At 72.4% G+C, this 14,246-nt stretch carries 13 protein-coding genes; 5 read left to right on the top strand and 8 right to left on the bottom strand.

Annotation, left to right across the window (positions count from 1 at the left end; all coding sequences use genetic code 11):
• Positions 1–4 precede the first annotated feature (4 nt).
• Both ACQPYA_RS23465 and ACQPYA_RS23470 read right to left on the bottom strand, forming a co-directional pair.
• Complete coding sequence (locus tag ACQPYA_RS23465; RefSeq protein ID WP_433529252.1) at positions 5–1,264, bottom strand: M48 family metallopeptidase; 1,260 nt, start codon at positions 1,262–1,264, stop codon at positions 5–7.
• A 159-nt stretch (positions 1,265–1,423) separates the two neighbouring features.
• Positions 1,424–2,848, bottom strand: coding sequence for an NYN domain-containing protein (locus ACQPYA_RS23470; protein WP_433529253.1), 1,425 nt, complete (start codon positions 2,846–2,848; stop codon positions 1,424–1,426).
• 127 nt (positions 2,849–2,975) lie between these two features.
• Between ACQPYA_RS23470 and ACQPYA_RS23475 the strand changes: the two genes are divergently transcribed.
• The 5 genes from ACQPYA_RS23475 to ACQPYA_RS23495 all read left to right on the top strand — a co-directional run bounded on the left by ACQPYA_RS23475 (position 2,976) and on the right by ACQPYA_RS23495 (position 8,587).
• Complete coding sequence (locus ACQPYA_RS23475) at positions 2,976–4,730, top strand: DEDD exonuclease domain-containing protein (RefSeq protein WP_433529254.1); 1,755 nt, start codon at positions 2,976–2,978, stop codon at positions 4,728–4,730.
• Between the two features lie 130 nt (positions 4,731–4,860).
• Entirely contained in the window at positions 4,861–6,642 is a 1,782-nt protein-coding gene (locus tag ACQPYA_RS23480; RefSeq protein ID WP_433533582.1) for a RelA/SpoT family protein, read from the top strand.
• An 88-nt stretch (positions 6,643–6,730) separates the two neighbouring features.
• A complete protein-coding gene (locus ACQPYA_RS23485) occupies positions 6,731–7,273 on the top strand; it encodes an NUDIX hydrolase (RefSeq protein WP_433529255.1) in 543 nt (180 codons plus the stop codon).
• 127 nt (positions 7,274–7,400) lie between these two features.
• Positions 7,401–8,231, top strand: a complete 831-nt coding sequence (locus tag ACQPYA_RS23490) for a nucleotidyltransferase family protein (RefSeq protein ID WP_433533583.1) — start codon at positions 7,401–7,403, stop codon at positions 8,229–8,231.
• 68 nt (positions 8,232–8,299) lie between these two features.
• The gene (locus ACQPYA_RS23495) at positions 8,300–8,587 is read left to right on the top strand and encodes an Lrp/AsnC family transcriptional regulator (RefSeq protein WP_433529256.1); all 288 of its coding nucleotides are present in this window, start codon (positions 8,300–8,302) and stop codon (positions 8,585–8,587) included.
• A gap of 17 nt (positions 8,588–8,604) precedes the next feature.
• Here the strand turns inward: ACQPYA_RS23495 and ACQPYA_RS23500 are convergent, their stop codons facing one another.
• The 6 genes from ACQPYA_RS23500 to ctaE form a co-directional block, all read right to left on the bottom strand.
• Positions 8,605–8,973: a hypothetical protein gene (locus tag ACQPYA_RS23500; RefSeq protein ID WP_433529257.1), complete on the bottom strand. Its 369-nt coding sequence runs from the start codon at positions 8,971–8,973 to the stop codon at positions 8,605–8,607.
• 166 nt (positions 8,974–9,139) lie between these two features.
• Positions 9,140–9,817, bottom strand: coding sequence for a DUF4142 domain-containing protein (locus ACQPYA_RS23505; protein WP_433529258.1), 678 nt, complete (start codon positions 9,815–9,817; stop codon positions 9,140–9,142).
• Positions 9,818–9,983: 166 nt separating this feature from the next.
• Positions 9,984–11,609, bottom strand: coding sequence for a cytochrome bc1 complex cytochrome b subunit (qcrB, locus tag ACQPYA_RS23510; RefSeq protein WP_433529259.1), 1,626 nt, complete (start codon positions 11,607–11,609; stop codon positions 9,984–9,986).
• A complete protein-coding gene (gene qcrA, locus ACQPYA_RS23515; protein WP_433529260.1) occupies positions 11,606–12,679 on the bottom strand; it encodes a cytochrome bc1 complex Rieske iron-sulfur subunit in 1,074 nt (357 codons plus the stop codon). Before qcrA ends, qcrB begins: the two co-directional genes overlap by 4 nt.
• Positions 12,680–12,690: 11 nt before the next feature.
• Positions 12,691–13,527: a cytochrome bc1 complex diheme cytochrome c subunit gene (gene qcrC / locus ACQPYA_RS23520; protein WP_433529261.1), complete on the bottom strand. Its 837-nt coding sequence runs from the start codon at positions 13,525–13,527 to the stop codon at positions 12,691–12,693.
• A 69-nt stretch (positions 13,528–13,596) separates the two neighbouring features.
• Positions 13,597–14,196 carry an aa3-type cytochrome oxidase subunit III gene (gene ctaE, locus ACQPYA_RS23525; RefSeq protein ID WP_433529262.1) on the bottom strand — a complete coding sequence of 200 codons (600 nt, stop codon included), beginning with the start codon at positions 14,194–14,196 and terminating at the stop codon, positions 13,597–13,599.
• Between the last annotated feature and the right edge of the window lie 50 nt (positions 14,197–14,246).

The raw sequence follows: 14,246 nt of genomic DNA on the forward strand, positions 1-14,246 counted from the left end.
TCGCTCATGAACTGGCCTTTCGGGCGTACGCGCGGGCGGCGGCGATCCGCTCCACGGTGGACGGATGGGAGGCGGAGTAGAGGTACTCCCAGCGGGGCGGGTCGGGGTCGGAGAGGTTGACCGCGGAGAGCCGACGCTGCATCGCCTCGAAGGCGGCCGGGTCACCGGTCAGCGCCAGCGCGTGCGCGTCGGCGCGCGCCTCGACCCGCCGCGACATCAACGCCTGCACCGGCGCGAAGACCAGCCCGGCCACCGTGACCAGGGCGAGCAGCAGCGGGAACGCGCGGGGTTGGGCGACCGAGTCGACGCCGGCCAGCCGCAGCAGCGGCGGCCAGGAGCCGATCAGGTAGAGCGCCACCACGGCGGCCGCGGCGCCGAGCGCGCCGGTGAGCGTGCCGATCGGCACGTCCCGGTCCCTGGCGTGGCCGAGTTCGTGGGCCACCACGGCGGTCACCTCGGCCGGTGTCGCCTCGCGCAGCAGGGTGTCGTACACCACCACCCGCCGGGTCGGGCCGAGGCCCGAGACGTAGCCGTTCACCGCCCGGGTGCGCCGGGAGGCGTCGGCGACCAGCACGTCGCGCACCGGTACGCCGTCCCGTTCGGCCAGCTCCATCAGCTGGGTCCGCAGCGGCCCTGGCGGCATCGGGCTGAACCGGTTGAACACCGGCTCGACCAGCACCGGCAGCACGAAGGAGAGCAGCACCACCAGGGTCGCCGCCCCGGCCGCGCCGAACGCCCACCACCAGCGCGGCGCCAGCCGGACGATCGCGTAGAAGCCGAGCAGCGCCACCGCGCCGATGACCGCGCTGACCGCGTACGACTTGAGCAGGTCCACCGCCCAGCCGCCCCAGCCGTTGGTGGCCAGCCCGTACCGGGTGAGCACGGCGTGCCGCCAGGCGGAGAGGGGCAGCGTGACCAGGTCGGCGACCAGCACCACGGCCAGCCCGCCGAGGACCGCCTGCGCGATCCAGTGGTCGCCGAAGGGGCGCCCGGCCAGCTCGACCAGGCGGCCGCCCAGCGGGGTCAACCCGAGCGCCAGCGCCACCAGCAGCCCGACGCCCAGTGCCGCCCAGCCGCCGGGGCGCAGCGCGGAACGGAACTGCCGGGCCCGCTCCACCTGGTCGGCGGGCAGGTCACGCAGCGCGGCGAGCTGGTCGGCCCGGGGCGCCGGCGGGCGACTCCACGGGATCAGCACCAGGGCGGCGACGACCAGGGCGACACCGAGACCGGCCAGGGTGAGCACGGCCCAGCCGCGCGGGCTCACCGCGCCGCCCCGTCCTGCTCCGGCGAAGCGCCGCCGCAGCGACCGGGATCGGGCCCCTCGTCCGCCATGCGCCTCATATCGCCGCTCCTGTCGCCATGGGCGCTCATCCTATTGCCCGCCGCGCCCGCCTCCCGCGCGAGTCGATCAGAGGCGGATCGATCAGGAGCGGGACAGCCGACGTAGCAGCGAGTCCGCCCCCAACGGGTAGGCGCCGTGCCGGCGTACCCCGTCGGCGACCTCGCGGTCGGAGGAGACCACCACCACCGGGCGGCCCGGCGGCTCGGCGCGGACCAGGCGGCGGATCAGCTCGTCCGCGGTCTCGCCCTTGCGGGAGAAGAGCACCCGCACCCCCCGGGGGGTGGGCGGCAGGCCGTGCATCCGCTCAGCCCCGTCGAAGACCACGGTGACCTCGTCCCCGGTCTGCGCGGCGATCCCGCCGAGGCCGGTGATCAGCCGCTTGCGCTGCTGCTCCAGCGACATCTCGCCGAAGCCGCGCTTGGTGACGTTGTAGCCGTCGACCACCAGGTGGGCCCGGGGCAGGGCGAGCAGCTGGTCCAGCCGGGCCGGGTCGTCGGTGTCCCGGGCCCGGGCCGCGGTGCCGGCCGGGGTGGCCGCCGAGGAGTCGGCGAAGGCGTCCGCGACGAAATCTGCGGGCAGCCGGTCGACCGGGTCCAGGGCCAGCTCACGACGGAGCCCGAGGGCGGCCTGGCCGATGGTCTCCAGGAGCAGCCACAGCCGCGCGTCGTCGACCGACCGGGCCTCCTTGGCGCTGGCCCGGGCCACGCCGGCCGCCGCCTCGGCCTCGGCCAGCCGGGCCCGGGCCCGGCGCAGCTCGGCGTCCGCGTCCGCGGCGGCCCGCGCGGCCCGGCCCCGCTCGGTGGCGAGCAGTTCGCTCGCCCTGCGCTCGCGGGCCTGGATCTCCCGCAGGGTACGGCTCAGCTGCCGCGCCTCCTCGCGCAGTTGGCCCAGCTCCTCACGGGTCCGGGCGAGTTCGTCGCGGAGCTTGTCGGCCTCGACCCGGGCCACCGCCCGGTCGTGTTCGGCGCGGCCGGCCCGCTGTTCGGCCTGGCGGACCAACTCGGCCACCACCGCGGTGTCCGCTTCGGCGCGCACCGCCGCGCCGCTGGCCTCGATCAACTCTCGCCAGCCGCGCGGCCGGGCCAGGTAGGCCAGGGCGGCCACCTCGACCGGGTCGGCGGCGGCGGGGGCCGTCCCCTCGACCACGGCGGTGCCCAGGTCACCGGCGTCGGCCAGGACCTGGGCGGTGACCCGCTGCCGGAACAGCGGGTCGGCGGCGAGTTGGGCGGCGATCGCCGGCGCGCCGAGACGGGCCCGCCGGTTGGGGGCGAACTTGGCGACCCGGCGCAGCGGCACGGGCACCTCGTCGGCGGGCAGGCCGGGCAGCACCGCGGCGGTGAGCGAGACGATCCGTTGCCGCACCGCCTCGGGCAGACTCGGCTCCGGCTCCGGCGGCTCCCCGGGTGCCGCGAGGTCACCGATGGTGTCGTCCTCACCGGCCACCGGCACGGCGACGACCTGCTCCTCCTGCGGGAGGCTGTCGTCGTGCGGCTCGGTGAGGGGCATGTGGCAAGTCTCCCACCGCGACCGGGCCCACCGCCCGGTGAGTGAGCCGATCTCTCATCCTAGACCGGTGGTGACGCGTGGGGCCGGTGGGGCACGAGTGTCGGACCGGAGCGCTAGCGTGCCGCCGATGGCACAGCAGGAGTACCTCCAACCGGCCCTGGCCGGGCTCGACCCGGCCACCGACGGCATCGACCCGGCCCTGCCGCTGTACGCGACGACGTTCGTGGTGGTCGACCTGGAGACGACCGGCGGCGCTCCCGACGGTGGCGGCATCACCGAGATCGGCGCGGTCAAGGTACGCGGCGGCGAGGAGCTGGGGGTGCTCGCCACCCTGGTCAATCCCGGGGAGCCGATCCCGCCCTTCATCACCGTGCTGACCGGCATCACCCAGGCGATGCTGCTGCCGGCGCCGCCGATCGAGCAGGTGCTGCCGAGCTTCCTGGAGTTCGTCTCGGAGGCCGTGCTGGTCGCCCACAACGCCCCGTACGACGTCGGTTTCCTGAAGGCGGCCTGCGCGAAGCACGGCTACCGCTGGCCGAACCCGAAGGTGCTGGACACCGCCGCGCTGGCCCGGCGGGTGCTGCTGCGCGACGAGGTGCCCAACCGGAAGCTCGGCACCCTGGCCGCCTATTTCCGGGCCGCCACCCAGCCGACCCACCGGGCGCTGGACGACGCCCGGGCCACCGTCGACGTGCTGCACGGGCTGATCGGCCGGCTCGGCGGGCACCGGGTCGACAGCATCGGCGACGCGATCGAGTTCTCCCGGGCGGTCACCCCGACCCAGCGGCGCAAGCGGCACCTGGCCGACGGCCTGCCGCGCTCGCCCGGGGTCTACATCTTCCGCGCCGCCGACGACCGCCCGTTGTACGTCGGCACCTCGCGGGACATCGCCACCCGGGTACGCAGCTACTTCACGGCCGCCGAGAAGCGTGCCCGGATCTCGGAGATGCTGGCCGCCGCCGAGCGGGTCGAGGCGGTCGAGTGCGCCCACTCGCTGGAGGCGGAGGTTCGCGAGCTACGGCTGATCGGGGCGCACGCGCCGCCGTACAACCGGCGGTCGAAGTTTCCCGAGCGGGTGCTCTGGCTGAAGCTGACCGACGGACCGTACCCCCGGTTGTCGGTGGTCCGGGAGATCGCTCCCGGTGACCGCGCCTACCTCGGCCCGTTCACCTCCCGGCGGGCCGCGGAGCTGGCCGCCGCCGGTTTCCACGACGCGGTGCCGCTGCGCCAGTGCACCCACCGGCTGTCGCTCCGCACCGTCACGCCGGCCTGCGCCCTGGCCGAGCTGGGTCGCTGCCCGGCGCCCTGCGAGCACCGGATCACCCCCGAGGAGTACGACGCCCGCGCGGTGACGCCCTTCGCCACCGCCACCACCGGCGACCCGCAGGCGGTGGTGGACGCCCTGCTCGCCCGGATCGAGGCGCTCTCGGCCGGCCAGCGGTACGAGGAGGCCGCCGTGCTGCGGTCCCGGCTGGCCGCCCTGCTGCGGGCGACCGTACGCATGCAGCGCCTCGCCGCGCTGAGCACGATCGCCGAGTTGGCCGCCGCCCGACCGGCCCCCGGCGGCGGCTGGGAGCTGGCGCTGGTGCGGCACGGCCGGCTGGCCGGGGCCGGTGTCTCTCCGGCGGGAGTCCATCCTCGACCGACGCTGGCCACCATCCGGGCCACCGCCGAGACGGTGCCGGCCGGCCACGGTCCGGTGCCGGCCGCCAGCCCCGAGGAGTCGGAGCGGATCCTGTCCTGGTTGGAGCGACCGGAGACGCGGCTGGTGGAGATGTCCGGCGGATGGGCCTCGCCGGTGGCCGGCGCGGCCCGGTTCCGCGACCTTCTCAACAAGGCCGAAAGTGCCGCATCTCACCAACTCTGGTCCGAACGCTCATGAGCAAGTGTCCGATCGGACTACGTCGACTCACTTACTCTGTTAAGGAAGTGCAGTCCTGCCCGATTCGAGGGTCTGCTCCCGCTTGCCGGAGTTCCGGCGGTGAGGGGGCGGGGGTGAGGGGGTGTCCCAGGTGGACGTCGACGCCGGACGCGGCGGCGCCCTGGGGGGCGCGCTCCCGACACAGCCGGGCGAGCTGCCGCTGACCCGCCGACTCCGATCGCTGCTGACCTGGCCCACCGCCGAGACCGAACCGGTCGGCCAACTGGTCCGCACTCACCGGGGCATCCACACCGGCGCCGATCCCGCGGTGCTGCGCCGGGCGTACACCATCGCGGAGAACATGCACCGCGGCCAGTTCCGCAAGAGTGGCGAGCCGTACATCACGCACCCGCTCGCGGTCGCCGAGATCTGCGCCGACCTGGGCATGGACACCACCACCCTGGTGGCGGCCCTGCTGCACGACACGGTGGAGGACACCCGCTACACGTTGCAGGCCCTGGCCGAGGACTTCGGCCACGAGGTGTCCCACCTGGTCGACGGGGTGACCAAGTTCGACAAGGCGTTCTACGGCCAGGCCGCCGAGGCGGAGACCATCCGCAAGATGATCATCGCGGCCGGCAAGGACGTCCGGGTTCTGATCATCAAGCTCGCCGACCGGCTGCACAACATGCGCACCCTGGGCGTGCGCTCGGCGGCCTCCCGGGAGCGAATCGCCCGCAAGACGCAGGAGGTGCTGGTGCCTCTCTGCGACCGGCTGGGCATCCAGACCCTCAAGCGTGAGCTGGACGACGTGGTGCTGCTGCACCTGGAGCCGGACGAGCACGCCCGGATCGCCCGGCACGTGCACGACCGCCCGGGGTGGGACGGCTACCTCGCCGACGTGGTCGCCCAGGCCCGGGTGGCGCTGCGCCGCGGCCGGGTCGACGCCGAGGTGGCGCCGCGTTCCCGGCACCTCTACTCGATCTGGAAGGACACCGTCGCCGGCGGCCACACCGTGCCGTACGACCTGCCCCGCATCACCATCGTGGTGGACGGCCCGGCCACCGACTGCTACGCGGCGCTCGGTGCGATCCACGGGCTGTGGCGGCCGGTCCCCGGCCGGTTCAAGGACTTCATCGCCTCGCCCAAGAACAACCTCTACCGGTCCCTGCACACCAGCGTCTGCGGCCCGAAGAACCGCACCGTGGAGGTGCTGATCCGCACCGAGGAGATGCACCGCTCGGCCGAGTACGGCGTGGCCGCCGACTTCCGCTTCCCGCGCTCGGACGGGGCCCGCGCCGAGCAGCTCGACTGGCTGCGCCGGGTGCTCGACTGGGAACAGGACGCGGCCGACCCGGCGCAGTTCCTCCAGTCGCTCCGCTCCGACCTGGCCGAGACGCAGATCCAGGTGGTCGCCGAGGGACGGCAGATCGTGCTGCCGGCCGGTGGCACGCCGGTCGACCTGGCCTACGAGCTGGGCACCGACCGGGGCGATCGATGTCTCGCCGCGCGGATCAACGGCCGGCTGGCACCGCTCTCCTCCGAACTGGAGGAGGGCGACGTGGTCGAGATCTTCACCGAGACCGACGAGGAGAGCAGCCTCGACGCCGAGGTCGCCCCGCGCGGTCCGCGTCGCGAGTGGCTGGGCTTCGTCAAGTCGCCGCACGCGCAGATGCAGATCAACCGGTGGTTCGCCGACCACAGCGAGCCCGGCATCTCGATCAGCGACAAGGTCCGGCTCGGCCGGGCCACCATCGGGCTGGCCCTGCGCCAGCACAACCGGGGCCTGGCCAGCGACCTGCCGCTACTGCGGCTCTCGGAGGAACTCGGCTACCCCGACCTGGAGACCCTGCTGGTCGCGGTCTTCGACCGGGTGATCGAACCGGACGCCGTGGTACGCCAGCTCATCGACCTGGTCGACCACCGGCAGTGACCCGGGTGCCGGCGCGGCAGCTCGACGACGGCCGCCCCGGCCACGGTCCCGAGACGCGAGCCGGCCGCCCGGCCACTAGCCTGGACTCATGATCCCCCGCTCGCGCCGCACCGGCCGCGCCGTCGCGTACCAGGTCTTCTACCGGCTGCCGCTACCGGTCCGGCGCCGGCTGGTGCGACTGGCCGTGCCGAAGTACATCGTCGGCGCGGTCACCCTGGTCCGGGACAGCGAGGCCGAGGGCGCGGGCCGGCTGCTGTTGCTGCGGCAGCCCCCGGGCCGGGGTTGGTCGCTCCCGGCCGGGCTGCTGCAACGCGGCGAGAACCCGGCGGTGGGCGCGGCCCGGGAGTTGCACGAGGAGTCGGGCATCCGGCTTGCGCCCACCCGGCTCACCCCGGCGGTGCCCAACGCGATCGTGCACGCCAAGGGCTGGGTGGACATGGTCTTCACCGTCGAGGTGCCGGCGTCGAGCACGAAGCTGACCGTCGACGGGGCGGAGGTCTTCGAGGCCGCCTGGCACCCGCTGGACGACCTGCCGAGGCTGACCTGGCCCACCGCGCGCCTGCTCGCCTACTACGACATCGGTCCGCTGGCCGGGCAGTTCCCGCCGCCGCTGCCCGACACCACGCCGTGAGCCCCGCCGACGCCATCGCTGCCGGCGGCACGCCGTGACCGCCACCGACGCGGCCAGGCGGCCCGCCCCGACCGGCCCGGACGTTGCGGCGGCGGCCGGCCGTACGCCGGCGGCGGGTGGCGGCGGGATCTGCGCGGTGGTGCTCGCCGCCGGCGAGGGCACCCGGCTGCGCCCGCTGACCGAGCGGCTGCCCAAGGCGCTCTGCCCGGTGGGCAACGTGCCGCTGCTCGACCGGGCGCTGGCCCGGCTCGCCGGTCTCGGCCTGACCGGGCCCGGGGCGGTCGCCGTCAACGCCAGCTACCTCGGCGACCAGGTCGTCGACCGGGTCGGCGCGCGAGCCCAGCTCTCGGTGGAACCGGACAGCCCGCTCGGCACCGCGGGCGGGGTGGGAAAGCTGCGGGACTGGATCTCCGGGCGGGGGGTGCTGGTCGGCAACGCCGACGCGTACCTCGCCGACCCGGCGACGCCGCCCGGGCCGGACATCGCCGCCCTGCTGGCAGGCTGGGACGGCGACTCGGTGCGCCTGCTCGGCCAGCCCGCGCCCGACCCGCGGGCACCGGGCACCTTCGACGGGCACGTCTTCACTGGCTTCTCTCTGCTGCCCTGGCGGCTGGTCCGCGACCTGCCCGCGGTCTTCGGCGACCTGGTACGCACGGTGTGGCGGCCGGCCGAGGCCGCCGGCCGGCTGACCGTGATCCCCTACCGGGGCACCTTCTACGACACCGGCACCCCCGCCGACTACCTGGCCGCCAACCTGCACGCCGCCGGCGGCGGCTGCCTGGTCGACCCGGACGCCACCGTCACCGGCCGCTGCCACCACTCGGTGGTCGGCGCGGGCGCCACGGTACGCGGGCAGGTCACCCGCAGCGTGATCTGGCCCGGCGCCACGGTCGCCGCCGACGAACGCCTGCACGACGTGATCCGCGCCGGTGCCGACCTCACCGTCCCGGCGGGCTGAGTGCTCGCGTCGGGCCTCAGGGCGGGCCCTAGCATGGGCAGTGACGCCGACGAACGGAGGAGCCCACCGTGATCACCGCGATCGTCCTGATCGACTGCGCCACCGACTCGATTCCCGAGGTGGCCGAGACCCTGGCCAACCTGCCCGGGGTCAGCGAGGTCTACTCGGTGGCCGGGCACGTCGACCTGATCGCCATGGTCCGGGTCCGCGAGTTCGAGGAGATCGCCCAGATCATCGCGGGCAGCATCTCGAAGGTGCCGGGCGTGCTCGACACCGAGTCGCACATCGCCTTCCGCGCCTACTCCCGGCACGACCTGGAGGAGACCTTCGCCATCGGCCTGGGCGGCGCGGACTAGCCGGCTGCCGCCCTGGGCTACGTGCTCTGCAGGACGTCCAGCAGCCGTATGGTCAGGGGAACCAGAGCGCACCCGACCAGTCCGACCGCCGCCGCGACGGTTCCGGAGAGGACCGGGCCGGCCGTCCAATTGGCGCTGCGCGCCCGGATCGCCATGATCCCGATGCCGATCGCGCTGCTCAGGACGAACGCGAGCGCCCCATAGGCGATGGCGGCGAACAGGATCAGGTCTTCCCATCCGTCGACGCCGGTTCTGGACTGCCACGCGACCCAGCCGACGAAGGCAAGGTAGAGGATCGCGTACCACGCCGGCACGGTGACGATGGCGGTGACTTTGTCGCGGGTGCTGCGGGGCGTGCCGCGCGCCGCGACCAAAGGTTCGGTCATGCCGCCACTGTGACTGCCGAAGGCGAGCCGGCGCATGAGTAGCGCTACCCAGTCGGGCACAGGCGTCGGGTGCCGGTGTGGGCGGTCGCCGGGTCCGGCCCGTCGAGCCCGGGACGCGAACCGGCCCAACCCGGAGGGTGGACCGGCTCGCCTCGTACCGACCAGGTCAGCTCTGCTGCGGTTCCGGGCTCTCGGTGACGGTGCCACCCGGAGCCGGGGCCTCCTCGGTGCTGGTGCCGCCCGGAGCCGGCGTGCCGCCGCCCGGAGCGGGGATGGTGCCACCCGGGCCGGGAGTGCCGCTCGCGCTGGTCTGCGGCACCGGGATGCCCAGCTCCTCGGCCAGCTGCACCAGAGCGTCATAGTGCGCCTGAAGCATCGGCAGCGCGGTCTGCGCCAGCTGGACCACCTGCGTCTCGGAGCCCTGCGAGATCTCCGTCTGGGTCGCCTGGATGGCCTGGAGGTGGCCGGTCAGCCCCTGGGTCACCCAGAGCCGGTCGAACTCCTCACCACTGGCGTTGTTCAGCTGGTCGAGAGCCGCCCGCTGGTCGGTGGTGGCTTCGTTCGGCAAGTGCACGTTCAGCTGTTTGGCCAGGTTCTTCACCTCGTTGTCGAGTTCGGTGTGGTCCGTGACGAACTGCTGCGCCAGGTCCTTGACCTGCTGGTTCTGGCCCTTCTTCTGGGCCAGCTCGCCGGCCGCGATCTCGTACAGATTGACCTGGTGCATCGCCTGCAGGTACTGCGTGTCCTGCTCCGACGGCTGCGCCGCCGCCTGCGCCGCCATGGCGGGTGCGACACCCACCAGCACCAGCGCGGCCACCAGGCCGAGGCGTTTGAAACCCAACATGCTTCCTCCCCGTTGAGACGTTGGACCGCACGGATACCCGGCTGGCCGGGGTTATTCCTGCGATCCGACGACGGGCGGGAAGCCCCGACGAGGGTCCGGAAGGCCGGAAAGGGCGTGGCGCCCGCCGGACGACTCCGGCGGGCGCCACGTCACGCTGTGGCGGACCTCAGCGGCGGGTCTCCCCGCTGCTGATCTCCTCCCGCTCCGCGCGCGGCTCGACCGGCGGGTGCCCCGGCGAGACCGGCGCCTCGGCCGGCTTCTCGATCGGGTAGAAGAAGCCCCGGATGGCCGGGCCGAGGGCCCCGAGCCGGTTCATCTTCTTCGGCACGACCCAGCCGGCGTACGGCAGCTCGCCGTGCCCGTGCTCGTCCGGCGCGGCCAGCGGCTGGTGCACCTCGACGAAGCGGCCGTCCGGCAGGCGCCGGATGATGCCGGTCTCCACGCCGTGGGCGAGCACCTCCCGGTCGTGCTGCTGCAGGCCCAGACAGATCCGGTAGGTGACGTAGTAGGCCAGTGGCGGAAGGATCAGCAGACCGATCCGGCCGGCCCAGGTCATCGCGTTCAGGCTGATGTGGAACTTGTCGGCGATGACGTCGTTCGCCCCGGAGAGGGTCAGGATCACGTAGAACGTGACGGCCATGGCGCCCAGGCCGGTGCGGAACGGCACGTCGCGGGGACGCTGGAGCAGGTTGTGGCTCCGGTGGTCCTTGAGGTGGCGGGCCTCCAGGAACGGATAGAGCGTGGAGAGCCCGACCAGGATTCCGGGTAGCACCACGGTCGGCCAGAACAGCGGCGGAATCACGTACCCGTCGCCGATCGGGATGTCGATCTGCCAGTCCGGCATGAGACGGGTCGAGCCGTCGAGGAACATGACGTACCAGTCGGGCTGGCTGGCGGCCGAGACCACCCACGCCTCGTACGGGCCGAAGAGCCAGATCGGGTTGATCTGGAACAGACCGCCCATCAGCGCGATCACGCCGAAGACGACCATGAAGAAGCCGCCCTGCTTGATCGCGTACCGGGGGAACATCCGCTCGCCGACCACGTTGCTGTTGGTCCGGCCCGGGCCCGGCCACTGGGTGTGCTTCTGCTTGAAGACCAGCCCCAGGTGGACGCTGATCAGCGCGACCAGCAGGCCCGGGATGAGCAGCACGTGGGCGATGAAGAACCGGCTGATGATGATCGTGCCGGGGAACTCGCCGTTGAAGACCGCCGCGGTCACCCAGGAGCCGATCACCGGGATGGAGAGCATGATCGCCGAGGCGATCCGCAGGCCGGTGCCGGAGAGGCCGTCGTCCGGCAGTGAGTAGCCGGTGAAGCCGGCCAGGAAGCCGACCCAGAACAGCAGCGAGCCGATGATCCAGTTGGTCTCGCGGGGCTTGCGGAACGCGCCGGTGAAGAAGATCCGGAGCATGTGCACCACGATCGCGGCCATGAACAGCAGGGCCGCCCAGTGGTGCATCTGCCGCATGATCAGGCCGCCCCGGACGTCGAACGAGATGTCCAGGCTGGAGGCGTACGCGGCCGACATCGGCGTGCCGCGCAGCGGGGCGTAGCTGCCGTTGTAGATGACCTCGGTCATCGACGGCTCGAAGAAGAAGGTCAGGAAGACGCCGGTCAGCAGCAGGACGATGAACGAGAAGAGCGCGATCTCGCCGAGCAGGAACGACCAGTGGTCCGGGAAGACCTTGTTCAGCAGCTTACGCAGCGGGGTCGCCGCCTGGAAACGCTCGTCGACCGCCCGGGCGGTGTTGCCCGGCGCCGCTGCCATGTCAAACTTTCGCCGCTTCACGGCCGCTCCCAGAAGTCGGGCCCGACGGTTTCGGTGTAGTCGGACTTCGCCACGAAGTAGCCCTCGGCGTCGACCTCGATCGGCAGCTGCGGCAGCCGGCGGCTGGCCGGACCGAAGACGGGCTTGGCGTTGTCGGTGATCAGGAACTGCGACTGGTGGCACGGGCAGAGCAGGCGGTTGGTCTGCTGCTCGTACAGGCTCGCCGGGCAGCCGGCGTGCGTGCAGATCTTCGAGTAGGCGGCGTAGTTGCCCCACATGTAGTCGCCGTGACCCTCGCGCTCGTTGTTGCGGCGCGATTCCGCGGCGTCGACGTCCCGCAGGTGGATCAGCAGGGTGGGCGAGTCGGCGTGCAGGTTGCTCACGCCGTGCTCGATGCCGGGGAAGACGGTGATCTGGCCGCCGGAGCTGATGTCCGACGGCCGGATCGGCCGCCCGTCCTCGCGGATCAGGCGGATCTTCCGGCCGTCCTGCGGGGCGAACCCGGTGGTGAACATCTGGTTGTTCTTGTGCGGCTGGGAGATCAGCCCGCCCACCAGCGGCGCCGCGACGACCGCGCCGACCGGCACCAGACCGGCCAGCAGCGAGACGCCGAGCAGCGGCCGACGCTTCACGCCCAACTCGTCGGCCATGTAGAGCATGGTCTGACCGGTGATCTTCTGATCCTCGGTCGAGACGCCCTCGTGCCGGTCCTGGATCGACACCTCCTTGGGCAGCAGCTTCTTGCCCCAGGTGAGGATGCCGAAGCCGATGCCCAGCAGCGCGACGCCGAGGGTCACACCGAGCAGCGGGGTGTAGAGCTTGTCGCCGCCGCGGCCCGGCTCGTACTCCCAGGGCCACCAGATGTAGATCGCCAGGAAGGCGGTCGCCGCCAGGCCGGTGAGCAGGAAAAACCCCGCCACCGTACGGACCAGCCGGCGCTCGGCCTTGCTGCCCGCGACAACCTGCGGCTCGTAGTGGACGATCTCGATGTCGTCCCGCCGGGCGCCCTCCCGGACGATGTCGAACCGGCTCAGCCCGGGGTCGTTCACGTCGAGCGGCTGCTCGCCCGGTCGGGCCGTCTGGGTGCTCATGCTTCCCCCCGTCACGACTTGCCCGCAATCCACAGGCTGGCGAAGACGAGCGCGACGATGCCGACCAGGAAGATCGCCACACCCTCGGTGGAGGGGCCGTACCGGCCCAGGTTGAACCCGCCCGGGTCGCCGTCCTGCTTCAGGGTCTGCTGGATGTAGGCGATGATGTCCGCCTTCTGCTCCGGCGTGATCTGGTTGTCGCCGAAGACCGGCATGTTCTGCGGGCCGCTCAGCATCGCCGCGTAGATCTGCCGGTCGGTGGCCGGCGCCAGGCTCGGCGCGTACTTGCCGGAGGAGAGGGCGCCGCCGCCGCCGCTGAACGCGTGGCACTGTGAGCAGTTGATCCGGTACAGCTCGCCGCCGATCGCGACGTTTCCGTCCTCGTGCAGGTTGTCGCCGGCCGGCACGATCGGGCCGCCACCCAGCTCCTGGATGTACGCGGCCAACTGGTCGATCTGGTCCCGGTCGAACACCTCGGGCTTGCGCGCCGCCTGGGCCTCCTGCCGGGCCATCGGCATCCGGCCCGAACTCACCTGGAACTCGACCGAGGCCGCGCCCACCCCGATGAGGCTCGGCCCGCGCCCCTCGACCCCCTGCGCGTTGCGACCGTGACAGGTCACACAGCTCACGTCGAACAGCGCCTTGCCCTCTGCGGCGGCGGCGCTCATCGGCGGGTTGTCCTGCGCCTGCGCGCCCGGGGCGAAGACGGCGTAGGCGCCGCCGGCCAGCATCAGGGCGGCGACCAGCCGGACCGCGGCACCCAGCCGACGGCGGCCCCTGCTGCGCGCCCCGGGCCGCCCGCGCAGCCGCGCGCGCAGACCGCGTCGGCGGTCGTTGTCAGAAGTCATGACCTGTGTCCTTAACCGGTTGGACCTTGTCTCAGGGGTGGAGCAGCAGCGCGGCGTGCAGCGCCAAGATCACTGAAGCCAGTAGATCATGGCGTAGAGGCCGATCCACACGACGTCGACGAAGTGCCAGTAGTACGACACGACGATCGCCGATGTGGCCTGCGCCGGGGTGAACCGGCCCATGGTGGTGCGGATCATGAAGATCACGAAGGCGATCAGACCGCCGATCACGTGCAGACCGTGGAACCCGGTGGTCAGGTAGAACATCGACCCGTAACCGTCTGCGTTGATCTTGATACCCTCGTGCACCAGCTCGCGGTACTCGTTGGCCTGGCCGAGGACGAAGATCAGGCCCATCACGAAGGTGATCGTGAACCAGCGGCGCAGCGCGTGCACGTCCCCCCGCTCGGCGGCGAACACACCGATCTGGCAGGTCACCGAGGACAACACCAGGATCACCGTGAAGGTGGTCGCGTACGGGATGTTGAGAACCTCGGTGTGCTCCGCCCAGAGACCCGGCGCCGCGGCGCGGATGGAGAAGTACATCGCGAACAGCGCCGCGAAGAACATGAGTTCGCTGGAGAGCCAGACGATCGTCCCGACGCTGACCATGTTGGGTCGGGTCAGCGAGTGGATCCGGCTCTTGTCAATGGCTGGGGCCGCAGTCACGCGGTCATTATTGCCGTTGACCACGGCCGGCGATCAGCGGGGGCCCAAAC

It is taken from the genome of Micromonospora sp. CA-263727, assembly GCF_050942455.1.
GTDB lineage: Bacteria > Actinomycetota > Actinomycetes > Mycobacteriales > Micromonosporaceae > Micromonospora.